Genomic DNA, 24,764 nt, shown 5'->3' with positions numbered 1-24,764 from the left:
CTCAAACCGCTGCGGCGGCCTAACGCGTGACTTCAATAGCCGCAACCACGCCATCACGGGTCGTGGCAAACAAACGATTACCGTCCACTACGGGTGCGACAAACACTGATTCATCTTCATCATCATCCCCAAGCGCAAAGCGTGCAACAAGCTCACCATCGGACTGATTTAACCAATGCAAGAAGCCAAACTTATCACCGACCACCACCGTATCATTCATAACTGCAGGTGCTGACAAATCGCGGCCCTTTAAGCGGCCTTGAGACCACATTTCGACCCCATTGCGACGGTCAATAGCATAAACGTGACTATTGTTGTCCACGACAAACAGTGTATTACCGGCGACTGCAAGTGATTGATAAGCCGCGTACTCACGCTTCCAAATCACCCGACCAGTGCGTAACTCAACAGCCGCTAAAGTACCACCAAAACTAATAGTATAGATGGTACCAGCGAATACCAGCGGTTTGGCGTCAATATCGACAATGCGTTCTAACTCAGTAGCCCCACTCGGTGCACTAATGACTTGTTCCCAAGCCATCAAACCAGACTCTAAGATATTGACTTGTAACTTACCGGTAGGTGTTCCAACAATTGCCCCACCATTACTCGCCACAGGTGCAGATAAGCCGCGCAAGGATAATGGTGGAACCTCACTATCGGTCCGCCACAATTCACGCCCATCGCTACTGTTTAACGCCAGCATTGAGCCTGCGCCTGTATTTACCACTACAATACCGCTTTCTACTGCCGGTGCGGATAACACCTCACCGCGTACATCGACTTGCCATAAAGTCTCGCCCGTTTGCGCGTTTAACGCATATACCCAGCCATCTTCAGTACCGAAATACAGGGTATCCGCAACCACAGTAATACCGCCGGAAATTTTGGCTGAAATACCACTTGACCATAGCGACGCTAAACCGCTGAAAAATCCTTCATCTGGGTATTCGGCAAAGTCACGCTGCCACACTGCCTTGCCAGTGGCTTGGTCGAGTGCGTATACGTCACCCTGACGATTTGCGACAAATACATTACCGTACGCGAGGGCCGGCTGAAGCCGTGAAAAATAGTTCTCTACCCCATGACCAATGTCTTCATCCCACAACTTTTGCGGTTGAAACTGAGCGTCAATGGGAGCTAAGCGCCGAATTTCTAACTCTTCTTCGTCAGCAAACCAATCTGAAATAGTTGCGCAACCAGAAACCAGTAAAGTTCCTAACACCAAGAGCGAAGGTTTCAATAATTTCACAGCCACTCCTTTAGCTCTCTGAAGCAATGGCAAGATTATCCAACTTCATTTTTACCATTCGATTTTCCGGTGCAGCCTCAACTGCATTACCATACGCTAAGCGCGCCTGCACAAAATCTTGCATCTGTAGATATGCATCGCCTTTTAACTCTTCAACCTGCGCATTAAACGCGGCGTTCTTTACTTCGTCTGCATGCTGCAATGCTGCTTGCGCGTCATCCTGTGCTAGTAAAACTCGTGCTAAACGTAAATGTGCCACATCTCGCACCGCGGCATCCTGTGCATTAATCGCTGCCTGCAAGTACTCGTTGGCTTTGCCGAGATCATTGTCTTGCACTGCTTTTGCAGCCATTACCAGAGCGGTAATCGCGGCATATCCAGAGTCTGCATATTCGTCAAGAAAAGCTTCTGCCTGAGCATTACCGTTCTCGGACTGTAAATTTTGCACAACATTTTGGTAGGCGACAGATGCTTGCTCTTTGGCTGCAATCTGACTATCAGAGTAATAACGCCAGCCCCATAAACCACCGAGACCAAGCACGGCACCAATCACGATGGCCATCCCATTGTCTTTCCAGAATCGCTTGATTGCTTCTACTTGTTGTTCTTCTGTTGCGAACTGTTCCACTGCATTTCCCTCATTACTTCCAGGCCTAACCCGGTTCACAAAATAAACTAAAATTTAATTCTCTAATATCTGTCGCACCCGCGACGGTAGCACCGCTAACTCGATGCTTTGTTGCGCATCATCGGTGCGCAGCGGTTTAAAGCCAACGGCTTGTGCTTGCATTTCAGCTTCACCTATCACCAAAGCCACTGCAGCGCCGGTTTTATCTGCGCGCTTAAATTGTTTTTTCATGTTGCCGCCCCCGCAATGCAACTGCACATTGGCGTCTGGCAAACTGGCACGCAGTGATTCTGCCACTTGCATGGCATACACAAACTCGTTTTCTGACATCGGCATTATGTATACGTCCGCTTGGGCATCATCAATCTCAGCAACCTGCAAGGTCTCAATCAATAACACCAATCGCTCAAGGCCCATGGCAAACCCAACCGCCGGCGTTGGCCGCCCGCCAAGCTGTTCCACAAGACCATCATAACGCCCGCCGGCAAGCACAGTTCCCTGCGCACCGAGCGCATCGGTAACCCATTCAAACACGGTCTGATTATAATAATCTAAACCACGCACCAAGCGCGGATTAACCTCAAATGAGATACCTAAATCCGTCAATCGTTCACACAGTTTTGCAAAATGTTGTGCCGATTCTTCATCCAGATAATCCAACAAGCGCGGAGCATCTTGTACGATCGCCTGCACTTCCGGATTTTTACTATCTAGCACGCGCAACGGGTTAGTTGTAAGACGCCGCTTACTGTCTTCATCCAGAGCCGATTCATGCTGCTGCAAGAAATCCACTAAGGCATCGCGATAACGTGCTCTGGCCGCTGGTGAACCTAATGAATTAAGCTGTAATGAAACCGCATCTTGAATGCCAAACTCACGCCACAAGCGGGCACTCATCGCTATCAATTCAATATCAATATCGGGTCCAGACAGGCCAAACGCTTCAACACCAAACTGGTGAAACTGCCGATAACGCCCCTTCTGTGGGCGCTCATGCCGAAACATTGGACCCATATACCAAAGGCGCTGTTGTTGATTATACAGTAAGCCATGCTGATTACCGGCACGCACACAACTGGCCGTTCCCTCTGGCCGCAGGGTCAAACTGTCACCGTTGCGATCATCAAAGGTATACATTTCTTTTTCAACAATATCAGTGACTTCACCGATGGAACGTTTGAACAAATCAGTGCTTTCGACTATTGGGGTGCGAATTTCCTGGTAGCCATAGCTAGCGACTACGCGACGCAAACGCGCCTCCACCCACTGCCAAAGCTTTAATTGGTCGGGCAATCCATCATTCATACCACGGATGGCTTGGAGTTGTTTAGACACGGTTTAACTCAAATCTGAATGGTTAATAAAAAGCCCCGTATTATAGGGGCTATGCGACAAAACAACAAACCACTTATGTGGTTTTATTGCACTTATGCTGAAGTGTCGCTATCGAGGGTTTTTACATCAATTTTGTTACGCTCATCCAACGCTGCGGCTTTTGCACGAATGCGTTGTTCCAATTGTGCCACCAAGTCATCATTGCTGAGGCGTTCTTTCTGACGTTTGCCGTCCAAATAGAACCCACTCATGTTGCGTGCCCCCGTTAAGCCTAAGTCTGAAACTTCAGCTTCGCCCGGACCATTTACGACACAACCAATGATAGATACGTCCATTGGGGTTAAAATATCATCCAAGCGTTCTTCAAGTGCGTTGACTGTGCCAATCACATCAAACTCCTGACGCGAGCAACTTGGACACGCAATGAAATTAATCCCACGTGAGCGAATGCGTAGCGACTTCAGGATATCGAAGCCGACTTTAATTTCTTCTACCGGATCAGCGGCTAACGAAATCCGAATGGTATCGCCAATCCCTTCCGCGAGCAGCATGCCAAGTCCCACCGCACTTTTCACCGCGCCTGAACGGAAACCACCAGCTTCAGTAATGCCTAAGTGCAATGGATTATTAATTTGCTTGGCTAACAAACGATAGGCACCCACTGCCAGAAACACATCTGACGCTTTGACACTAACTTTAAATTGGTCAAAATTCAGTTGATCGAGAATATCTACGTGCCGCATGGCTGACTCAACTAATGCCTCAGGCGTTGGCTCGCCATACTTTTCCTGTAAGTCTTTTTCGAGTGAACCACCATTGACACCGATGCGGATCGGAATATTTTTATCGGCCGCACAGTCCACAACAGCGCGCACCCGATCCATCTTGCCTATATTTCCAGGGTTAATGCGTAAACAATCAGCGCCATACTCAGCGACTTTAAGCGCAATCCGGTAATCAAAGTGAATATCGGCGACCAAAGGCACCGTGACCTGTTGCTTGATTTGCTTGAATGCTTCGGCGGCGTCCATGGTGGGTACTGAGACTCTTACAATCTCGCCACCTACCGCTTGGATACGTTTGATCTGCGCTACCGTTGCAGCTACATCGGTAGTCGGCGTATTGGTCATGGATTGGACTGCAATCGGCGCACCATCGCCAATGGGCACGTTGCCGACATAAATTCGTGACGACTTGCGTCGAATGATTGGAGACTCTGCAAACATGGATATCCTACTGTCGCGGTAAACTAATTCGGGCACTACGACCGGCTGGAATATCACTCATATCAACAGGTTCTCCAGCATACGAAATAGCCACATTTTGTGGGGCTCCTAAAGTTACTTCAAATGGCGGTACACCACTTATCGGCATCACCCGTCCACGCACTTTAGTACCGAAGGCAATCGCTTCACCCGTTGCGTCAGTGATATTGACCCAACAATCGTCGTTAAAAGTAAAAACCAACTCAACTAAATCAGCAACAACAGACGCTTCCTCTATACTTTCCGCGGCCTCTTGCGAAACGCTAAGCGCGGCTACACTGTCGGTCATTTCATTAGCACTGTCAGCAACAGCGCCCGCGGGTGCAATTAGTTCAGCAGCTGAGTTAGTTACCGCCGACAACGCCGCATCGTTAACGGCAGGTTCAGATTGTACTGGCGTCGTCGATGGGCCAGGCGTTAGTGATTGTTCGTTTGTAACTGCAAATCCACTGTCTTCATTGGCGGCGTCAATTGCAGTCGCATCACCATCTCCACTTTGCGTCGCGGTCGCAAAACGAGTATTGGCATCATCATTAAGCTCCATGGCCGTCGTTTCTGCCTGCTGGTACCACCACAAAATAAACAGCGCTATGACCACAATCAAAATAAAGTAGGTCAACATCATCCAGCGACTATCATTTGCCTCTTTGGATACTCGCTTAGAAAAGCTCTGCAGCTTGTGAGGCGTTTTTTGCACGTTCGCATCTTGACTTAATTCAGCCAACAATGGTTCGGGATCAAGCCCGACATTCTTAGCGTACAAGCGTACATAACCTTTAATAAACGTTGGTGACGTGCCGTGACTGGTATCGTCGGCTTCTAATTGTTCAATTACGCTGATTTTTAAAAATAGTTTATCGGCCAGCGCCTGTTGCGAGAGACCTTGAGCCTCGCGCGCGGCCTTGAGTTGTTGCCCAACGCTCGGCCCAGACGGCTGCTCTTCTTGTTCCGCTTGATTTTCTGTCATGGAAATCAGTTTACTCGTTCGAAATATTTGCTGGGTCTACTACCCATAGTGTCATGCCTCTTTGAATTGACCCGTTCTCGGGTAACTGGTTCCATTCAATAAGACTACTCATTTTAACGTTGTAGCGTAGCGAAATGCGATACAGGTTTTCACCTGCACTCACCACATGCTGTGTGATCGTACTCTCAGGTTCACTTTTCTCTGCTTCACTGCCAGTTGCATCGTCACGCTCAACCGCGTCGTCTGCGGCAGTTCCATCAGTGTTAACAACTTGCGTACTGAGGTCTGCATTACTTTCCGTCGGTGGCTCGGTTACTTTTTCATCCGCTGCAGCTTGACCAGCATTTTCATCATCGGTGGCTTGTAAAATATCGCCAGTGCTCGATTCATTTGCCGCAACATCAGTATTTTCGAGCGCGACATTGCTCTGTGCTGCGTTCACAGCCTCTACGGTTCCTTTATCTGCCACCGGTAACGTGGGTTCGTTGACAACCGGCGTTGCCGGTAGGTCAGATGTCACTGGCTTGGCGACTGGCTGTGGCTGCACTGCAACCTTATTCGTCACTTGGGGCTTGGTTAAGCTAGCTAAATAGCGCTGCGTTAACGGGTGGCGCGGATACATGCGCATGAGCATTTCACCGTACCCTTTCGCGTCCTCATGTTGCGCGAGGCCTTCGGCAATTTGCACTTGCATCCATAGCGTTTCTGCAGTCACGCGAGCAACGCGCTGGTAACGCGTTAAGGTTTGCTTCGCCAGGGCAAATTGTTCATCTGCGATTTGTAGTTCAGCCAATAAAAACAAACTCTTGGCGCGGGTTGGTTGATGTTTCAGTGCGGTTTGCAGGTACTCAATGGCTTCATTTGGTCGTTCCTGACTTAAGCTGCACAACGCGATATTTTCATAGGTTTCTGCTGAGTTAGCGTAAGTCTGGCTGTTAACCGCTTGCATAAAGAACTTCTTCGCTTGATCGTAACGCCCTTGCTGACAGAGAAACGCACCATAACTATTGGCAATGTCAGGATTTCTTGGATCTAAATCCAGCGCATTTTGATAGGCTTGTTCTGCGCGTGCGACTTCTTCTACAACTTGATAGTAATACGCCAAACTGTAGTGCGCATCAGCCAATCTTGGCGCAAACTCTAATGCTTTATCTAAATTGATTTTTGCCTGGGTGTAATTGCCGTTTTTTAGATAGGTCAAGCCTAAGGAGATGCGCGTTTTTGCCGCTTCAACCTGATCAAAATCATTGCTTCTTTCAAAGCCCTCAGGCAATGGCTCACTAACACAGCCAGCTAAAGTCAGTAAAAGCAGAAAACCTAATAGTCGTACAAACATTCAAATGCTCATTCAGGTCGTTAGAGTTATCTACGCAAATCTATCAGAATAGCGGCCAATAACAATGGTTTATCGGGTTAAAATCGGTGAATACGGCTATTCAGCAACTTTTACTGCGATAGGTTGACCTTTCTGTTGCTTTTTCATCAGTCGCTTCGTGCGGTCAACCACATCTCCGACTAGCTGCCCACACGCTGCATCAATGTCATCGCCACGGGTTTTTCTCACCACCACAGTAAAGCCGTAACTCATGAGTACTTTAGCAAAACGATCGATACGCGAATTACTTGAACAGGTATAGGGTGAGCCCGGATAGGGATTAAACGGGATCAAGTTGATTTTACTGGGTGTATCTTTTAATACTTTAGCCAGTTGATGAGCTTGGTCGGTGCTATCGTTGATTTGATTAAGCATCACATACTCAACCGTTACCCGCCCCTGATTCGCTTTAGACTTAGCTAAATACCGGCGAACCCCAGCCAAAAACGCCTCGATATTATATTTTTTGTTAATGGGCACGATTTCATTGCGCAATTCATCGGTGGGCGCGTGGAGTGAGATTGCTAACGCCACATCAATTTGATCACCTAACATATCGAGTGCGGGGACAACCCCTGAAGTGGAAAGCGTGACACGACGCTTGGATAAGCCAAAACCAAAATCATCCAACATAATGTCCATGGCTGGCACGACATTTTTGAGGTTCAATAAAGGCTCACCCATGCCCATCATCACCACGTTCGTAATTGGACGTTTACTGCTATCGTTCGATAATCCTAACGTGGTGGCAACCCGCCAAACCTGACCAATGATTTCAGCAACCGATAGGTTGCGATTAAAGCCTTGTTGCGCTGTTGAACAAAAAGTACATTCCAGCGCACAACCGACTTGTGATGATACACACAAGGTGGCACGGTCAGTTTCAGGGATCCAAACGGTTTCCACTTCCTGACCACCATCCAGTCGCAATGCGAATTTTATGGTTCCGTCAGTGGCATTTTGTTGATAGGCGATTTCGGGCGCACGGATTTCACATTGTGCTGATAACTTAGCCCGCAATGACTTGTTTAAATTAGTCATCTTGTCAAAGTCATGCTCGCCGTGCTGATAAATCCACTTCATCAGCTGATCGGCACGAAACGGTTTCTCGCCTATAGTGGCAAAAAATTCACGTAGACCTGCACGGTTAAAATTTAGCAAGTTAACACGTTTTTGCTCTGGCTGTGCCAGTTGCACAGAGTCCGATTGAGTTTCGACGTTTGCACTAGTTGACATTTTGGGGCCTCATTGAATACGCAAAAAGGGAGCGATAAGCTCCCTTTATCGATTCTTGCTAGTAATTAGCGAGTGCGTGGGCAAATTTCTTCTTCAGAGAAGAAATAAGCGATTTCGCGTGCTGCTGATTCTGGAGCATCTGAACCGTGTACCGCATTTTCGTCGATTGATTCAGCATAATCGGCACGTAGAGTTCCAGCAGTCGCTTCAGCTGGATTTGTTGCACCCATGATTTCGCGATTACGTACGACCGCATTTTCACCTTCAAGCACTTGCACCATCACAGGGCCAGATGTCATGAAGTTAACCAATGCATTGAAGAAAGGACGCTCTTTGTGCTCAGCATAGAAACCTTCAGCCTGTTCTTTGCTCATGTGCAACATTTTAGAAGCAACGATGCGAAGGCCCGCAGTTTCGAAACGGTTGTAGATTGCACCGATCACATTTTTAGCTACTGCGTCAGGCTTGATGATTGAAAAAGTACGTTCTAGAGCCATGCTCCATCTCCGAAAAATAGGTTAATAAAATTTTGGTGGCGGATTATATGCAATTACGCCGCAAATGCCTAGTGTTGCTGAACAAGTATTCACCAAGAGATTTTACCCCCGCGCGCGCTCACGCAGTTTTGGAACAACTTTTTGGATACATTCCACGGCATAATCAATGTCTGCTGCGCTGGTGAAGCGCCCGATACTAAAGCGGATGGAGCTTAACGCATCTGCATCAGAAAGCCCTAACGCCTTTAACACATAAGACGGCGCAACCGTGGCACTATTGCAGGCTGAACCAGAAGAAACGGCTAAATCGCCCAATGCCATTAACAGCGATTCACCATCAACATCTGGAAAACACACATTTAGATAGCCTGCACAGCGGTTTGCTTGGTCGCCATTGAGTTGCACCATTGGGAGCGTTGAAATTCCCTCCCAAAAACGCTGCGCTAACTGCGCAATGCGTGCTTGTTCTGCAGCCATTGTTTGACCAGCGAGTTCAAACGCTGCGCCCATGCCGACAATCTGATGAGTCGCTAACGTCCCTGAGCGCATACCGCGTTCGTGCCCGCCGCCATGGATCTGGGCAGCAATACGGACTTTCGGCTTGCGGCGCACAAAGAGTGCACCAACGCCCTTAGGGCCATAGGTCTTATGTGCCGAAAAGGACATTAAATCGACTGCAAGACTTTGCAAATCAATCGGCACCTTGCCGGTGCTTTGTGCCGCATCCACATGAAAGAGCACCCCGCGCTCGCGACAGATTTTGCCGATTGCGGCAATATCCTGAATAACGCCAATCTCATTATTGACATGCATCACTGATACTAGAACCGTATCATCGCGCAGCGCTGCAATGAGTTGTTCAAGATCCAATAAGCCATTGGACTGCGGCTGCAAATAAGTCACCTCACAACCTTCCTGTTCAAGCTGCTCGCAGGTATCCAATACGGCTTTATGTTCGGTCGCTAAAGTGACGATATGTGTGCCTTTATCCCGATTTGCACACACTGCCCCCTTGATAGCAAGGTTATTTGATTCTGTTGCGCCGCTGGTGAATACGATCTCACGTGGGTCCGCATTCACTAAATCTGCGATTTGTTCGCGCGCGATATCAACCAGCTCTTCCGCTTGCCAACCAAACTTATGCGAGCGTGAAGCAGGGTTGCCAAACACGCCGTCAAAAGTTAAACACTGCACCATTTGTTCTGCTACGCGTGGATCAACCGGTGTAGTTGCCGCGTAGTCCAGATAAATCGGAGTTTTAACAGTGCTCATTCTACTCTCTTCTTTGTCGCAATTGACTATATTTGCGGATCGAAGGCTTCTTTAGCCTGCTCTTTGGTAAGGTTGACCGTGGGTTTGAGACCCGTCTCGGCAAAATCATCGACGGTCAGTGAATGCAGAGACTTGGTACACACGTTGCCTCCCATTACCTGGATCGCCGCACACATCTCTTCAACCTTCGCGTCCATTAAGTGGACATGCTCTAACATCACCCCCATTGCATTGGCAACGGGATCAGGATTGTCAGCAGCGACCGCATAAGCGTCAAAACCATATTTTTGTGCGATTTTACTGCGCCGCGCATTATCCACGGGATTGGCAGATGATGTATCGGCTTTAGCGTTTATAATTCGCCCGGGGATCCCGACAGCGGTAGCCCCTGCGGGTACGTCGCGCACCACTACAGAGTTTGAGCCCACCTTGCCCCCTTCTTCAATCGTGATCGGCCCAAGTACTTTGGCTCCGGCACCCACAACCACGTTATTTTTTAACGTTGGGTGGCGTTTGCCACTTTTCCAGGTAGTCCCGCCAAGCGTCACGCCATGGTACAAGGTAACATCATCACCAATCTCTGCTGTTTCGCCTATCACAACCCCCATCCCATGGTCGATGAAAAAGCGACGACCTAAGGTTGCGCCTGGATGTATTTCAATGCCGGTGAGCCAACGTGAAAACGTCGAAATCGTGCGGGCTAACCATTTCCAATTGCGCCGCCACAAGCGATGACTTAAACGATGGATCCAGATCGCATGTAAACCAGGATAGTTGGTCAATACTTCGAACGTTGTGCGGGCCGCAGGATCGCGATGAAACACACTAGCAATATCTTCTTTTATCCGCTCAAACATAATCGCACCAGTCCTTAGCGCTCATCCGCGGATTGCTTACTCGTATCTCTTGGCGTTGATACCGACACAGATTTATCGATTGACGATAAGATACCGCGCAAAATGTTTAATTCCAGAGACTCGGGACGCGCGCGATTAAACAGTCGACGTAATTTAGTCATGACCATACCGGGGTGATTTTTTACGATAAAACCCGTTTTCATTAACGACTGTTCGAGATGCGTATAGAAGCGTTCAAGGTCTTCCGATAATGGATACTCCTCTTCAACACTTGGATGAGAGCCTTGTTCTAGATAAGCCATGCGTACTTCGTAACACAAGGTTTGTACCGCCGCAGCAAGATTTAATGAACTGTATTCAGGGTTTGCCGGGATACACACGTGAAAATGACACTGCTGCAGTTCTTCATTGGTTAGGCCATTATTTTCACGTCCAAACACTAACGCCACCGGATATTTCTGCGCTTCCGAAATTAATTTCACACCGCAACTCCGCGGTTCTAGCATTGGCCATGAATGTGTGCGCGAACGCGCTGAAGTACCAATTACCAGGCCACAATCAGCAACCGCTTCTTCTAAAGTACTGACAGTTTTGGCCGCGGCTAAAACATCACCGGCACCGGCTGCGAGTGCCGACGACTTGCCGTCTGGAGGCGAAACCGGATCAACTAATACCAACTGACTTAAGCCCATGGTTTTCATTGCCCGTGCCGCGGAGCCGATATTGCCAGTATGTGAGGTATTGACCAAAACGATGCGAATATTGTCTAGCATAAAACCTTTACGATACGTCAATTAATCCAGTAATAATGGCGGGAGTTTAGCACATTCACATGGGACTGGCAGTGCCAAAACGATTTATCTCAGAACCGGAGTTTATGGATTAAATGATTGCAAAACACCGCCGTTCTGATAGTATCCGCTCGTTTTTTGGTCACGCTACCTGGCGGACCGTTTTCTGTTCTTTGACAACTGATGGTGACTACAATGCATCCTATGCTCAACATTGCGGTGCGCGCTGCACGCGTGGCCGGAAATATTATTGCTCGCGGATTTGAAAACCGTGACGACCTCGACACACAGTCAAAAGCCAAAAATGACTTTGTAACCCGCATTGATAAAGAAGCTGAACAAGCCATCATCAGTAAGATCAAGCAATCCTACCCAGACCACGCCTTCTATGGCGAAGAGTCAGGTAAACAAGGGAACGACGAAACCTTCACTTGGATTATTGATCCACTCGACGGTACTACCAATTTCATTAAGGGCATTCCGCACTTTTGCGTCTCGATTGCGTTATTGCATAAAGGCCGCTTAGATCAAGCGGTGGTTTTTGATCCTATCCGCGGCGAGCTATTTACGGCAAGCAAAGGGGCTGGCGCGCAATTAAACGGTTACCGCATTCGAACTAGCAAGCAAAAAGATCTCGATCAGACCATCTTGGCTACCGCTTTTCCATTCAAACAAAAGGAAACGCTTGCCAACTACAACGATAGCTTTACGCGTATTTTTAATGCTGCAGGTGACATCCGCCGCACAGGCTCTGCAGCATTGGATATGGCATATGTCGCTGCCGGCCGTTTTGATGGTTACTGGGAACGTGGCGTGCAGCCATGGGACATCGCGGCTGGAGAACTTTTAGTGCGTGAATCCGGTGGCTTGGTGACTGATTTTAAAGGCAACAATGATCCACTATACGCTGGCGAAATGGTCGCTGGTAGCCCTCGCGTTGTGCAGCAATTGGTTAAACATCTGAAATAGTGACACCCTAGAGAGGGTGCGATATAAAAGTGCTATATTGCAGCTTCTCTTAAGCACCAAATACAGACATAAAAAAACCGCTGTCAGAGCGGTTTTTTTTATGTCTTCACAAACCTCTAAGGCATTGCGTCGAACTCTTCACCTTCTTTTTCAACTTCCGTTGGCATCAAGTCTTCTTTGCTAATGCCTAGCGACAAAGCCACAGAACTGGCGACGTAAATTGACGAGTAGGTGCCGATAATCACGCCGAATAGCAACGCAGTAGCAAACCCATGGATCAATGCACCACCTTTAAAGAACAATGCCAGGAGCACCAGTACCGTCGTTAACGATGTAACAATCGTCCGGTTCAAGGTTTGCGTCAGCGAGATATTAATGATTTCTTCTGGAGTCCCTTTACGCACCTTACGGAAGTTCTCACGAATACGGTCTGACACAACGATGGTGTCATTCAGCGAGTAACCAATAACCGCAAGTACTGCGGCTAAAATCGTTAAGTCGAACTCTAACTGTAACACCGCAAACAAGCCAAGGGTTATAATCACGTCGTGCGCTAACGCACCCACCGACCCCAACGCAAAACGCCATTCAAAGCGCATCGCAACGTAGATCAAAATACATATCAATGCGACTAGCATCGCCAGTCCGCCCTGCTCTGTCAGCTCTTCACCAACATTCGGACCAACAAACTCGATGCGGCGCATATCGACTTGGTCACCTTCAGCGCGCAAGGCAGCAAGGATCTGATCGCCGATAGTCGCAGAGTTGACGCCTTCGCGCGGTGCGATGCGGATCAAAACATCTTGGCTACTACCAAAGTTCTGTACAATCGCATCACCAAAGTCTGCATCCGTTAACTGCACACGAATTTGCTCTAAATTCGCTGCATTAGGATAACCCACCTCAATCAGTGTACCACCGGTAAAATCTAGACCTAGATTCAGTTTATTGGTGGTGAGTGCCACAATAGAACCAATGATCAAAATCGTTGATAAGATCATCGCTGGCATGCGCAAGCGCATGAAGTTCACGGTTTCGGCTAATTTAAGTAATTGCATGATGATTCTCCTTAAATCGCCAATTTGTTAACTTTGCGACCACCCCAAATGAGGTTAACCAAAGTGCGAGTTACAATGATTGCTGTGAACATCGAAGTGGCAATACCAATCATCAATGTCACCGAGAATCCTTTTATCGGACCGGTACCCACAGCAAATAGAATAAGACCAGCAATAAAGGTGGTAATGTTCGCGTCCAGAATCGTTGAGAACGCACTGTCAAATCCATGATGGATCGCTTGCTGGGGACTGCGTCCGTCAGCTAGTTCTTCACGGATCCGTTCAAATATCAACACATTAGCATCAACCGCCATACCGACTGTCAAAACAATCCCCGCCATACCCGGCAAGGTTAAGGTAGCGCCTGGGATCATCGACATAATACCTACAATCATGATCACGTTCCCAATCAAGGCAATATTCGCGACAATACCGAAGGCTTTGTAGTACACCAACATAAAGGCGAGGACTAACACCATGCCCCACATAATGGCTTGCATGCCCAACTCGATGTTTTCTTTTCCGAGGCTTGGCCCAACCGTACGCTCCTCAACAATTTGAATAGGCGCTATCAAGGCACCAGCACGCAACAGCAATGACAAATCACGGGCTTCTTTGGGAGAATCCAATCCAGTGATACGGAAACTGCTACCGAGTTGCGCTTGAATAGTGGCTACGTTGATGACTTCTTCGTGCTTTTCAAACACCAGCTTGCCATTCGCATCGCGCTCATCAGTGGCCTTATATTCAATGAATACTGTCGCCATTGGCTTACCAATATTGCCACGCGTGTTCCGCGACATTTTGTTACCGCCATCACTATCCAACGAGATATTGACCTGCGGGATACCGTATTCATCAACACCACTGCTGGCGTCGATAATGTGGTTACCAGTCAACATGATGCGTTTTTCTAGCAACTGTGGTACGCCATTCCGGTCTTCCAACAATTGTGAACCGGCGGGTACACGGCCATTCAGCGCATCACGAATATCGTTGCGCTGATCAACCATACGAAACTCCAGCGTTGCCGTGGCATTAAGAATTTCTTTGGCGCGCGCCGTATCCTGAATACCCGGTAATTGGACCACAATACGATCGGCACCTTGTTTCTGTACCAATGGTTCAGCAACACCTAATTGGTTCACCCGGTTACGGATAATCGTGATGTTTTGCTTCACCGCGTAATCGCGGATCTCAGCCAAGCGAGCTTCAGAGAACGTGGCTTCAATGCGTAGGTCGCTCTTTTCTTCGAAAACTAAATCGCGATTGCGATTACGCAAGAAAAACTCAGCGCTGTCTAAGGTTTCTTGATCCCGGAACACAATTTCAACGCCGTTATCAATAGCGCGCACCGTACGGTAGCGTAAACCTTCCTCACGCAATGCTGTGCGGAAGTCACCTTGCGCATCCTCCAAGGCTTTTTCGATCGCCGAATTCATATCGACTTCCATCAAAAAATGTACCCCGCCACGCAAGTCCAAACCTAGCTTCATAGGGGCGCCACCAATGCTGGAAAGCCATTCAGGCGTATCTGGCGCTAGATTCATAGCAACAAAGTAATCATCACCTAAGGCCTGCTGCAATACTTCACGAGCAACGAGCTGCACATCACCATCGGCAACTCGCACCAATATTTGGTCGTTCGCAAATTCGATGCGTTTGCTGGCAATATTATTTTCTTCTAGCGTGGCGTTGATTTGCTCAACCATGCTTTCGGTAACCTGAGCATTGCGCCCAGCGGAAATTTGCACCGCATGGTCTTCACCGTATAAATTAGGCAATGCATATAGTGCACAGCCCAATACGACGAACAAGACCAGCAGTGTCTTCCAAATTGGATTTTGATTTAACACAACAACATTCCTTTGAAGCCAAGCACGCCTGGCTTCATTTCAATTAAATAGCTTTCATCGTTCCTTTGGGCAGAACAGCGGTTACCGCAGCTTTCTGCACCACGATGTTATTCGTTTCATTGAGCGCAATTTCAATGAAATCTTTGTCTTCACTTACTTTGGTGATCTTACCAACCAAGCCACCTTGAGTAAGTACTTCATCGCCTTTGCTCAATGAAGCGACAAGGTTCTTATGCTCTTTCACACGCTTGGCTTGCGGGCGATACAGCAAGAAGTAAAAAATCAGACCAAAAACCACCAACATGATGATCATTTCAAAGCCGCCGCCTTGTGGGCTACCTGCTGCTTGCGCATGTGCATCAGAAATAAAAAAGCTCATAACGTTCCCCAGTTAATTTGTTGTTATAACGCCGGTACCGGCATATTTTTCTTTGCGTAAAAATCTTGTACGAAAGCATCGAGTTCATTGGCTTCGATGGCATCGCGTAATCCCTGCATCACGCGTTGGTAGTAGCGCAAATTATGGATAGTGTTCAAGCGTGCACCGAGTATCTCGTTGCACTTATCTAAGTGATGTAAGTATGCACGAGAATAATTTTTACAAGTGTAACAATCACAATTTTCATCGAGTGGTGCAGTATCCGTTTTATGCGCAGCATTGCGGATCTTAATAACACCTTCAGTCACGAATAGGTGTCCATTGCGTGCATTCCGGGTTGGCATAACACAATCAAACATGTCGATACCTCGTCTGACGGCCTCTACAATATCTTCAGGTTTACCAACGCCCATCAAATAGCGCGGCTTATCGGCCGGAATTTGTGGTGCGGTGTGTTCAATGATGCGGATCATGTCTTCTTTGGGTTCACCCACGGATAGACCACCAATCGCATAACCATCAAACTCGATATCCATTAAGCCCGCTAACGAGACATCACGCAGATTTTCGTACATGCCGCCTTGCACAATCCCAAATAATGCCGATGAACTATCACCATGCGCATCTTTGCTGCGCTTCGCCCAACGTAAAGAGAGCTCCATGGATAATCGGGCTTCTTGCTCTGTCGCAGGATACGGTGTGCACTCATCAAATATCATCACAATGTCAGAGCCCAAATCGCGTTGCACTTCCATTGATTTTTCTGGTGTTAACAAGATTTTCTCACCATTGATCGGCGAGCGAAATGTCACCCCTTCTTCGGTGATCTTGCGTAAATCTCCAAGAGAAAATACTTGAAAACCGCCACTATCGGTTAGGATCGGCTTTTGCCAATGCATAAAGTCGTGTAAATCGCCGTGCTGGCGGATGATCCCAGTGCCCGGGCGTAACATGAGGTGAAAAGTATTACCTAAACAAATGTGTGCGCCAGAAGCATCAAGCTCTTCTGGCGTCATGCCTTTGACTGTACCGTAAGTACCAACCGGCATAAAGGCGGGTGTTTCGACGACGCCTCTCTCGAACACTAATTGGCCGCGCCGTGCGCCTTTATCAGTGTTTAACAGTTTAAACTGCATGAATATTCCGACAACTGTGTTATTGCAAAAATTTGGGGCGCGATTATACCAGTTATCTCAAGAAGGTCATGTGTTATCCGCTTTTTCAATAAACATTGCATCACCATAACTGAAAAAGCGGTATTCATTGTCAATGGCTTGTTGGTATGCAGACATAACGTGATCGCGCCCAGCGAATGCGCTAATCAACATCATTAAGGTCGACTCCGGAAGATGAAAATTAGTGATCATGGCGTCGACAACATTAAAGCGATAGCCAGGATAAATAAAGATACTGGTATCATCAAAAAATGGCGCTATTTCGCCGCTCTTTCCCGCTGTTTCCAATGAACGTACCGATGTAGTCCCTACCGCAACTACGCGCCCACCGTTAGCTTTGGTTGCCTTGACTGCTGCGACCACATCCTCGGGAACTTCAGCATATTCAGCATGCATCTGATGGTCTTCAATGTTTTCCACACGAACCGGTTGAAAGGTGCCCGCCCCCACATGTAACGTTACAAAGGCTAACTTAACCCCTTTGTTGCGCAGCGCTGCTAGTGTTGCATCGTCAAAGTGCAAACCTGCAGTGGGCGCAGCAACCGCCCCTGGTTTCTCACCATAAACAGTCTGATAGCGGGTTTTATCAGAATCTTCATCGGGTCTGTCAATGTATGGCGGTAACGGCATATGCCCATATTGGTCGAGCATCGCTAAAATTGAGTCGCCGCCTTTAAACTCCAGTTCAAATAACGCGTCTTGGCGGCCTATCACTTCAACCTCGATTGCGCCTTCCAGCCTTAAGCGGGTGCCGGGCTTCGGTGCTTTACTTGCACGCACATGCGCCAGCGCTGTGTGACTTTTTAAAATGCGTTCGATCAACACCTCGACTTGACCGCCTGTCGCCTTTTGCCCCATCAAGCGTGCGGGAATAACCTTGGTATTATTAAATACCAGCAAATCGTTAGGCTTCAATAACGCTAAAATATCCATGAACTTACCGTGCTTAACCTCACCAGTTTGACCATTCAACTGCAGCAACCGGCTGGCGGTGCGATCCGGTGTTGGATACTTTGCGATTAAATGCTCTGGTAACTCAAAATAGAAGTCTGACAATTTCATAGGTATTCACTCATTGCGCTGAGGATGTTGAAGTGGGTAATTTAGAGCGCGGATCTTACGTATCATTTCTAATACCTGCAATGCGTTTTTGATACCCTTCTTGCATCGATAATTTCGTCGTTTCTGGTTAATCTATGACCAACTTCACTTCTTCCATGTTGTAAACAGACAGTGTTGTTCTCCTAACTTCCTTATTGGCTCGCCTCGGCGAGCTTTTTTTAGTGCTGAATATCGTCGAGAATTTCTGCCACACTCTCGAAGTCCAGCGCGCGGACATTAAGTACTGACATAATTTGTAACAAAAGGTCAGCGCCCAAAATACCTTTATTAATTTTGTTGCGTAAATTGTCCGCACTTTGCTGGATCCCAATGACGTCAAGGCGGTCACTCAACGCCTGATAAGTCACGTCCCGCTTGGACATTTCCATTTTGATCACGCGCTGTAATGCAATACGCCAAAGGGCATTCGTTTTCGCCGTCATAAACCCTCACAAATGTAAATTATAATTCACAAATAAATCATATTTGCTACTTTTGTTGAAAATTAATATTGACACAATCGGCACCAAATGACTACACTTTTCAGCGTGCATTAAGCGACACCCTGGACGTAGTCTTATTTCACGAATAAGGGTAGAGTATACACATAGTCCACAGTAACTGGAGAAAGTGAATGAGTTGGAACTTGCAACAACTGACAGAACTGCTTGCTGAGCAGGGTCAATATGTAGTCACACAGGAAGAACACTGCTTATTGATAGCTAACGAAGATGGTATTGACGCTTGGTTAGCCATTAGTGGTGAGCAAATTTTAGTCGAAAGTTTACTCTTTGCGGTTTCTGAGGTGACTGATACTGCCGTCCTCAATGATGAGATATTGCGCACCCATATGATTTTTCCTTTGACGACCGTCGGAATTTCCACGGTGGGCGAGGATGATTATTACACCGCATTTGGGTCGTTAAGTGCACAATCAAAAGCTGAAAGCGTGTTGATCGAGATTGAGACCCTGTTTCAAAACGTAGCAGGATTCCTCGATGCCTATCAATCTCACCTCAGTGTAAGCGTTTAATCAGTCAGGAGATTCGTATGTCAGTATGGCGAAAATTAGTCACTGCCGTAAAAGGTGGTGCCACAGAAGCGGCGCAGTCAGTTGTAGACAGTCAAGCAATTCGTATTCTTGAGCAAGAGATCCGTGAGGCTAAAGAGGAATTGCGTAAATCCGACCACGCGCGAACGCAAATCTTAGCGAAATGTAAACTCGCTCAACAAAAAGTCGATAGTCTGGATGCGAGCATTGCACAGTACGAAGAGCATGCGCGTAAAGCAGTCGACACCGACCGTCAACTGGCCTTGGATTGTGCGCAGAAAGTCTCTGATCTAAAAGCTGAACGTGAAGCCGAACAGAGCTATCTCGACCAATTTAAGAAATCGGAAACTCAGCTTGCCCAAAACATCTCACAAGCAAAAGCTAATTTACGCCGCTTGGAGCAACAGGTCGATATGGTGAAAGCCACTGAGTCAGTGCAAAAAGCGCAGGTCGCGGTTTCTTCAAGACACATGGGTGCGAACAGCAAAATGAAAACGGCGACCGAGTCATTGCAACGTATCCAAGAGCGTCAAACCTTGCGTAATGCTGAGCTAGAGGCGGCAGAAGAACTGGCGAGTAGTGAATCTTCCGACGACTTAGAAAAGCGCCTTGCAGCTGCCGGTATCAAGGGCGGGCAAAGCTCAGCAGATGATGAGTTAAGCCGTATTCTTGGCCAATAGAGGCTGCTATGAATTTGTGGGGTAAAGTCCGCAAAGTAATGCTGCAATACTTCGCCGAGGCGCGCTGGTATACCATCGCCTTGGTGTTAGTATTTTATGCCATCAGTAGTTGGTGCCTACTCTATTTGGCTGACGAAACGGCGCTGTTAAGTGCGCATGATTTCATTTACTGGTTAGCCGTAACTGGCTCTACTGTGGGTTATGGCGATTATTCGCCGGTGACACCTGCGGGCAAAATGATCGTCGCCTTCTACATCATTCCTTTAGGATTAAGTATTTTTGCGATGGTTGTGGGCCGCATTGCAAGTTGGGTTTCGCGCCAATGGCAAAAAGGAGTATTAGGTTTGAAAAGTCTCAACGTTCAGGATCACATTCTGGTTATCGGTTGGAACGACAACCGAACCTTACAATTACTCAAATTGTTGCTGCAAGAGCGCGCCGACTCAAGCGATGCGCCTGATATCGTGTTATGTGTAAGAGCCGAGGTTAATAATCCGTTGCCCGGCGAAATCGAGTTTGTCAAAGTAGCGTCGTTTAATAACGATGAAATGGATCGTGCCGGTGTCGCAAATGCGAAAACGATCATTATCGACAACCCTTTAGATGACGTGACGATGACCACCGCACTGTATTGTGCTCAGCGTAATCCCAATGCGCATTTGGTTGCCTATTTTCACGATGAAAACCTGTCTAAGCTGTTAGAAAAGCATTGCCCAAATGTAGAGTGCACCCCTAGCGTGGCAGTGGAAATGCTCGCAAAGTCAGCGTTTGATCCTGGCTCCAGTGTATTGCATCACGATTTATTGGATGTACAGGAAGGCCAAGCCCAGTACTCAGTCACCGTACCAAGCAGCGTGACCGAACTCTCATTAGAAGCTATATTCATTAACCTGAAAAGGCAATACGAAGCGATTTTCATTGGTTATGCGCCGCAAGGCGACTATCGCCAAATGCGCGTTAATCCCGTTCTAAGCGAGTCAGTATCCGGCGGCGATAAGCTGTTTTATATTGCGGAAAAACGGATTGCGTCAGTGGATTGGCAACGGCTAGTTACTGAGGGTTAACGCATGTTTAAGAAATGGTTCTCAAAACCTGAGGCGAACACGCCCAAAGCCCCTGAAATTATGGGCTTATACTTGGGTGGGTCATTTGAACTAGACGCATTAAAACTGCGCCTGCTGGTGCCGCAGCTGATGATCGAAAACCCTGCCAGCAAGCATATCATCCAAGCGGTTGGCGAAGTCGAACTGGATAGCGGTGGCAAAATGCTGCGCTTTTACACTGATGACGACGCATTTTTGCAAGTAGTATTAGACGGTGGTGATACGGAAGCTCACATCACTGATGTCAAACTTTGGTACTTCTACGATACGCAAACCATTGGTAATGACCAACAGTGGCAAGAAACGCTAGCAAACGGTATTTCACAGCCCCAATATAGTCTAGACGATACAACATTTACCCGCGTTTGGAACGCCGTCGGCGAAGAATCGCCGCCAGTCGCCTTCACAGAAACAACCTATGAAGAAGATGGTGATACGAGCCAAACCGATCAGTTTATGATGCTATATGAAAGAGAAATTGATACCGACACATTCGAGTCGCTGTTGATTGCGGGTGAAGAAAAAATCATTAATCACAATGCCGACCGATGCTTAGTACGCAGCACGGGCTTCGATATTCAACCTGCAGATATCAAAATAAACGGCTAGCAAAACTGGCCTTGCGTTTTTGAATTGATAGTATGGCTGTAAGGAAACCCTCGGCACAAATACAGGGGTTGTTTTGTCCGTATGTGGACAGGCAAGATGACCAATCGATTCTGAAATAACTAAGTTTGTTGCAACACTTTGCAGCATGCAAAAAGAAGGAAACCACTATGGACGCACTCTACGCATCAATCGCAAACCTCGACTCCTTTGCGGTGTATTTCGCTATCAGCATCGTATTTTTATTTATCTTTAAGATTATTTACGCGTTTGTGACACCACATGATGAATGGCACTTAGTCAAAGAACAGCGCAGTGTAGCCGCAGCCATTGGATTCGGTGGTGCGATGGTTGGCTTTGCGATTGCACTGGGCGGCGCCGTTGCCAATTCGCAGTCATTAATCGATTTTGGTGTTTGGGGCGTCGTTGCCATTATCGCGCAAGCGCTGGCATTCGCCGTGTTACGGTTTACTTTCATGCCCAAGATTGCGGAGCGCATCAACAATGATGAAGTTTCTGCAGGGGTTATGTTAGCCGCAGTATCAATTGCCGTCGGCTTACTCAATGCTGCCTGCATGACGTACTAAGGAGGGCTTATGTCGACACGTAAACGCTCTGCCAGCATTAACTTGCATCGTATGCGCAAAATGTTTGCGCTGAAACCTGTGGCTGTCGGTGTTGCCTCGATTTTTCTAACCGCCTGCGGCGATCGTCAGGAAGGGATTATCTATACATCCTTGGACGAATGCATCAATGATAATCCTGCGTCAGCTGCTGATGTATGTCGTGCAGCCTATGAAGAAGCATTAGCCGAAGCTGAACGTACAGGGCCTAAATTCGCCACTGAAAATGATTGTGAATACGAATTTGGCATGAATCAATGCCGCTATGTGGATACCAATCAGGGTTCATTTTTTATGCCTTTTATGGCGGGCTACATGGTCAGCGAATTGCTGTCGCCAAAGAAACGCTATTACACCCAGCCGATGTATACCTCTTTCTCGCGTTATTCGCCATTTCGAGGCCGTTGGGCAATGGCCGATGGTTACGTATTTGATGGTGATATTCGCACTAATCGCTATCGCGTGCGCGAGTCTACCTTTGAGAAAAAGCCTACTGTTTCGCGTACCATTAAGCGTGGAGGTTTTGGTAGCACCGTAAGGGCTAAATCCAGTTGGGGAAGTTCCTCGCGTAAAGGCAGCTGGGGCGGCTAATTTGCTACGCATTCCAATCGCTGAGCGCCCCCATTGGCGCCAGCGCGCTGCTGAGTTTGGCTTTCATTTCCATACCATGTATGGCGAACCCTATTGGGACGAAAGCGCCTATTACCAGTTTACCCTTGCGCAAATTGAAACGGACATAGAAGATCCGACAGCGCAGCTACACCAAATGTGCTTAGCTGCTGTTGACACTGTGGTCAGTGATGATGAATGGTTACGCAAATTCCAGATCCCCGAGAACTTTTGGGATGCGGTACGTGATTCTTGGGCTATCAAACAGCCCTCGCTCTACTCCAGATTAGATCTGGTTTACGATGGGAAAAGTCCAGCAAAATTGCTCGAAAATAATGCGGATACACCTACATCGCTATATGAATCCGGTTTTTGGCAGTGGCTGTGGTTAGAGGACAATGTACAAACAGGCAGACTGCCCCGCCGGTGTGATCAGTTCAACTCACTACAAGAGCGCCTGATCCAGCAACTGCGTATTATTGCTCACTATTATCAATGTGAACATATGCATTTTAGTTGCTGCAAAGATACCGCTGAAGATCGTGGTACCGTACAATATTTGCAGGACTGTGCCAGCGATGCCGGACTGGATAATAGCTTTGTCTATATCGAAGACATTGGACTTGCAGAGGATCATGCCGGCGAACCGATTTTCTCCGATTTAGACGATGCTGCGATAGATTGTTGCTTCAAACTCTACCCATGGGAATTTATGCTGCGCGAAGAGTTTGCGGCCTCACTAATACAAGCGAAAACACGGTGGGTCGAGCCGCTGTGGAAATCCATACTCTCCAATAAAGCACTTTTACCACTGCTTTGGCAGCTTTACCCTAATCATCCCAACTTATTGCCAGCGTATTTCAGTGCAGATTGGCAACAGCTAAGCCCTGCAGAGAAGCAATCTCGCTGGGTGAAAAAGCCAATATTCTCGCGCGAAGGTGCAAACATCAGTGTTATTGAAGGGAACGCATCACTGCTCAGTACTGACGGTCCCTACGGTGAAGAAGGTTTTATTATGCAGGCCCACCATGCACTGCCGCGCTATGGCGATAACTATACTTTGGTTGGTTCCTGGCTGGTGAATGACCAACCTGCTGGTATCTCAGTGCGTGAGGATACGTCACCCATTACGCAAGACCTGTCGCGCTACATGCCGCATGTTATTTTGGGGTGATCCGCAGCGCCCTAAACAGCCTAACTACGCTCGTTTGGCTCTCCGGTCCGTGCAATTGAACGACTTATTGTTGCGTCTGTTATCTAAAAGTAACACCGGGTAAATTTTTCAGTCTGCATTGTAAAGTTGTTACCTAACAACCTTTTTAACGCTTATAGAAATCAACTTTATCTTTTAAATTCAAACGCTTAACCATTGGCATAGTAATCGCATCATTCTCTGTGAATTTTTAACGGAGGAAAAAATTATGAAACGCACATTACTTGCATTGTCAATTGCTGGTTTATTCACTGTTGCTGCACAGGCTAATCACCACAATTCAGCCATGGACAAAGACTCAAGTACTACCAATGCATGGCAGGATACTGCAATGGATGCTTGGATTGACGGAAAAGCAGAGGCGACTTTGCTATTTAACGGCAATCTAAATTCGTTCGATATTAATACCGACGTAAAAGATGGTGTAGTAACACTGACAGGTAAAGTAGATAGTTCTGTCGATATGAAACTTGCCGAAGAACTCGTTAACGGCATCGACGGAGTCGAGGAAGTAGACAATCAGCTTGTGGTTGTAGCACCAGAAAAAGAAACGTCGAACGATGGCTCGATGCAGGGTTTAACGGATGCTAAAATCGCAACCGTTATCAAAACGCGTCTGTTATTTGATACCGACATTTCAGGTACCGATATCGATGTGGATGTGAACGACGGTAAAGTCATGCTGAAGGGCACAGTGGATTCATCCGCTGAGAAAGACCTAGTGATCCAAATTGCAGAGAATGCCGCCGATGTCCGTTCCGTCTCAGCTGAGATTGCCATCGAAGAAGCAGAATCATAACGTTTTGGGCTAGCGCTGCTTGAATTGGCTAACCCGTAAGCAAAACTAAAAAGAGCGCTGTTGCGCT

At 47.5% G+C, this 24,764-nt stretch carries 25 protein-coding genes and 1 pseudogene; 9 read left to right on the top strand and 17 right to left on the bottom strand.

The features are described from left to right. Positions 1–19: 19 nt before the first annotated feature. From bamB to trmJ, 11 genes and pseudogenes are all read right to left on the bottom strand, one after another. Entirely contained in the window at positions 20–1,252 is a 1,233-nt protein-coding gene (gene bamB / locus AC121Z_RS04730; RefSeq protein ID WP_498127124.1) for an outer membrane protein assembly factor BamB, read from the bottom strand. A 10-nt stretch (positions 1,253–1,262) separates the two neighbouring features. Further along, complete coding sequence (locus tag AC121Z_RS04725; protein WP_498127122.1) at positions 1,263–1,880, bottom strand: YfgM family protein; 618 nt, start codon at positions 1,878–1,880, stop codon at positions 1,263–1,265. Between the two features lie 54 nt (positions 1,881–1,934). Then, complete coding sequence (gene hisS, locus AC121Z_RS04720; RefSeq protein WP_498127120.1) at positions 1,935–3,215, bottom strand: histidine--tRNA ligase; 1,281 nt, start codon at positions 3,213–3,215, stop codon at positions 1,935–1,937. 92 nt (positions 3,216–3,307) lie between these two features. Beyond that, entirely contained in the window at positions 3,308–4,441 is a 1,134-nt protein-coding gene (gene ispG / locus AC121Z_RS04715) for a flavodoxin-dependent (E)-4-hydroxy-3-methylbut-2-enyl-diphosphate synthase (protein ID WP_498127118.1), read from the bottom strand. A 7-nt stretch (positions 4,442–4,448) separates the two neighbouring features. After that, positions 4,449–5,447, bottom strand: coding sequence for a RodZ domain-containing protein (locus AC121Z_RS04710; protein ID WP_498127116.1), 999 nt, complete (start codon positions 5,445–5,447; stop codon positions 4,449–4,451). Positions 5,448–5,457: 10 nt separating this feature from the next. Further along, on the bottom strand, positions 5,458–6,783 hold the full coding sequence (gene pilW / locus AC121Z_RS04705) for a type IV pilus biogenesis/stability protein PilW (RefSeq protein WP_498127115.1): 1,326 nt from the start codon (positions 6,781–6,783) through the stop codon (positions 5,458–5,460). Positions 6,784–6,879: 96 nt separating this feature from the next. Further along, positions 6,880–8,058 carry a dual-specificity RNA methyltransferase RlmN gene (gene rlmN / locus AC121Z_RS04700; protein ID WP_498127113.1) on the bottom strand — a complete coding sequence of 393 codons (1,179 nt, stop codon included), beginning with the start codon at positions 8,056–8,058 and terminating at the stop codon, positions 6,880–6,882. 65 nt (positions 8,059–8,123) lie between these two features. Beyond that, complete coding sequence (gene ndk / locus AC121Z_RS04695) at positions 8,124–8,555, bottom strand: nucleoside-diphosphate kinase (RefSeq protein ID WP_498127111.1); 432 nt, start codon at positions 8,553–8,555, stop codon at positions 8,124–8,126. A 117-nt stretch (positions 8,556–8,672) separates the two neighbouring features. After that, positions 8,673–9,827: pseudogene (locus tag AC121Z_RS04690) on the bottom strand (IscS subfamily cysteine desulfurase); the annotation flags it as partial. 26 nt (positions 9,828–9,853) lie between these two features. Then, positions 9,854–10,684 carry a serine O-acetyltransferase gene (gene cysE / locus AC121Z_RS04685; protein ID WP_498127109.1) on the bottom strand — a complete coding sequence of 277 codons (831 nt, stop codon included), beginning with the start codon at positions 10,682–10,684 and terminating at the stop codon, positions 9,854–9,856. A 14-nt stretch (positions 10,685–10,698) separates the two neighbouring features. After that, the gene (gene trmJ, locus AC121Z_RS04680) at positions 10,699–11,457 is read right to left on the bottom strand and encodes a tRNA (cytosine(32)/uridine(32)-2'-O)-methyltransferase TrmJ (RefSeq protein WP_498128149.1); all 759 of its coding nucleotides are present in this window, start codon (positions 11,455–11,457) and stop codon (positions 10,699–10,701) included. Positions 11,458–11,670: 213 nt separating this feature from the next. Here trmJ and suhB point away from each other — a divergent pair, with 213 nt between their 5' ends. Further along, on the top strand, positions 11,671–12,444 hold the full coding sequence (gene suhB / locus AC121Z_RS04675) for an inositol-1-monophosphatase (RefSeq protein ID WP_498127107.1): 774 nt from the start codon (positions 11,671–11,673) through the stop codon (positions 12,442–12,444). A 116-nt stretch (positions 12,445–12,560) separates the two neighbouring features. Here suhB and secF read toward each other — a convergent pair whose 3' ends face one another. From secF to AC121Z_RS04645, 6 genes are all read right to left on the bottom strand, one after another. Beyond that, the gene (gene secF, locus AC121Z_RS04670; protein ID WP_498127105.1) at positions 12,561–13,502 is read right to left on the bottom strand and encodes a protein translocase subunit SecF; all 942 of its coding nucleotides are present in this window, start codon (positions 13,500–13,502) and stop codon (positions 12,561–12,563) included. 11 nt (positions 13,503–13,513) lie between these two features. Then, the gene (secD, locus tag AC121Z_RS04665) at positions 13,514–15,358 is read right to left on the bottom strand and encodes a protein translocase subunit SecD (RefSeq protein WP_498127104.1); all 1,845 of its coding nucleotides are present in this window, start codon (positions 15,356–15,358) and stop codon (positions 13,514–13,516) included. A gap of 43 nt (positions 15,359–15,401) precedes the next feature. Next, entirely contained in the window at positions 15,402–15,737 is a 336-nt protein-coding gene (yajC, locus tag AC121Z_RS04660) for a preprotein translocase subunit YajC (RefSeq protein ID WP_100656418.1), read from the bottom strand. Positions 15,738–15,760: 23 nt separating this feature from the next. Continuing rightward, on the bottom strand, positions 15,761–16,873 hold the full coding sequence (gene tgt / locus AC121Z_RS04655) for a tRNA guanosine(34) transglycosylase Tgt (RefSeq protein WP_498127102.1): 1,113 nt from the start codon (positions 16,871–16,873) through the stop codon (positions 15,761–15,763). Positions 16,874–16,939: 66 nt separating this feature from the next. Further along, a complete protein-coding gene (gene queA / locus AC121Z_RS04650) occupies positions 16,940–17,974 on the bottom strand; it encodes a tRNA preQ1(34) S-adenosylmethionine ribosyltransferase-isomerase QueA (RefSeq protein WP_498127100.1) in 1,035 nt (344 codons plus the stop codon). 218 nt (positions 17,975–18,192) lie between these two features. Then, positions 18,193–18,456 (bottom strand): DUF6471 domain-containing protein, encoded by a 264-nt coding sequence (locus AC121Z_RS04645; RefSeq protein WP_498127098.1) that lies wholly within the window; start codon positions 18,454–18,456, stop codon positions 18,193–18,195. Positions 18,457–18,647: 191 nt separating this feature from the next. Here AC121Z_RS04645 and AC121Z_RS04640 point away from each other — a divergent pair, with 191 nt between their 5' ends. From AC121Z_RS04640 to AC121Z_RS04605, 8 genes are all read left to right on the top strand, one after another. Then, positions 18,648–19,046, top strand: a complete 399-nt coding sequence (locus AC121Z_RS04640) for a YjfI family protein (protein WP_498127096.1) — start codon at positions 18,648–18,650, stop codon at positions 19,044–19,046. Positions 19,047–19,063: 17 nt separating this feature from the next. Beyond that, positions 19,064–19,744: a PspA/IM30 family protein gene (locus AC121Z_RS04635; RefSeq protein WP_498127094.1), complete on the top strand. Its 681-nt coding sequence runs from the start codon at positions 19,064–19,066 to the stop codon at positions 19,742–19,744. Between the two features lie 8 nt (positions 19,745–19,752). Next, a complete protein-coding gene (locus tag AC121Z_RS04630) occupies positions 19,753–20,808 on the top strand; it encodes a potassium channel family protein (RefSeq protein WP_498127092.1) in 1,056 nt (351 codons plus the stop codon). A 3-nt stretch (positions 20,809–20,811) separates the two neighbouring features. Beyond that, positions 20,812–21,456 (top strand): YjfK family protein, encoded by a 645-nt coding sequence (locus tag AC121Z_RS04625; protein WP_498127090.1) that lies wholly within the window; start codon positions 20,812–20,814, stop codon positions 21,454–21,456. Positions 21,457–21,623: 167 nt separating this feature from the next. Then, the gene (locus tag AC121Z_RS04620) at positions 21,624–22,040 is read left to right on the top strand and encodes a DUF350 domain-containing protein (RefSeq protein WP_498127088.1); all 417 of its coding nucleotides are present in this window, start codon (positions 21,624–21,626) and stop codon (positions 22,038–22,040) included. Positions 22,041–22,049: 9 nt separating this feature from the next. Continuing rightward, complete coding sequence (locus AC121Z_RS04615) at positions 22,050–22,667, top strand: DUF1190 domain-containing protein (protein ID WP_498127086.1); 618 nt, start codon at positions 22,050–22,052, stop codon at positions 22,665–22,667. Position 22,668: 1 nt separating this feature from the next. Beyond that, positions 22,669–23,859: a glutathionylspermidine synthase family protein gene (locus tag AC121Z_RS04610; RefSeq protein ID WP_498127084.1), complete on the top strand. Its 1,191-nt coding sequence runs from the start codon at positions 22,669–22,671 to the stop codon at positions 23,857–23,859. Positions 23,860–24,106: 247 nt separating this feature from the next. Further along, positions 24,107–24,697 (top strand): BON domain-containing protein, encoded by a 591-nt coding sequence (locus AC121Z_RS04605; protein WP_498127082.1) that lies wholly within the window; start codon positions 24,107–24,109, stop codon positions 24,695–24,697. The last annotated feature ends 67 nt before the right edge of the window (positions 24,698–24,764 follow it).

This window comes from Alteromonas sp. DYW1, from assembly GCF_059752595.1.
This window is presented reverse-complemented; position numbering and strand designations above follow the sequence as displayed.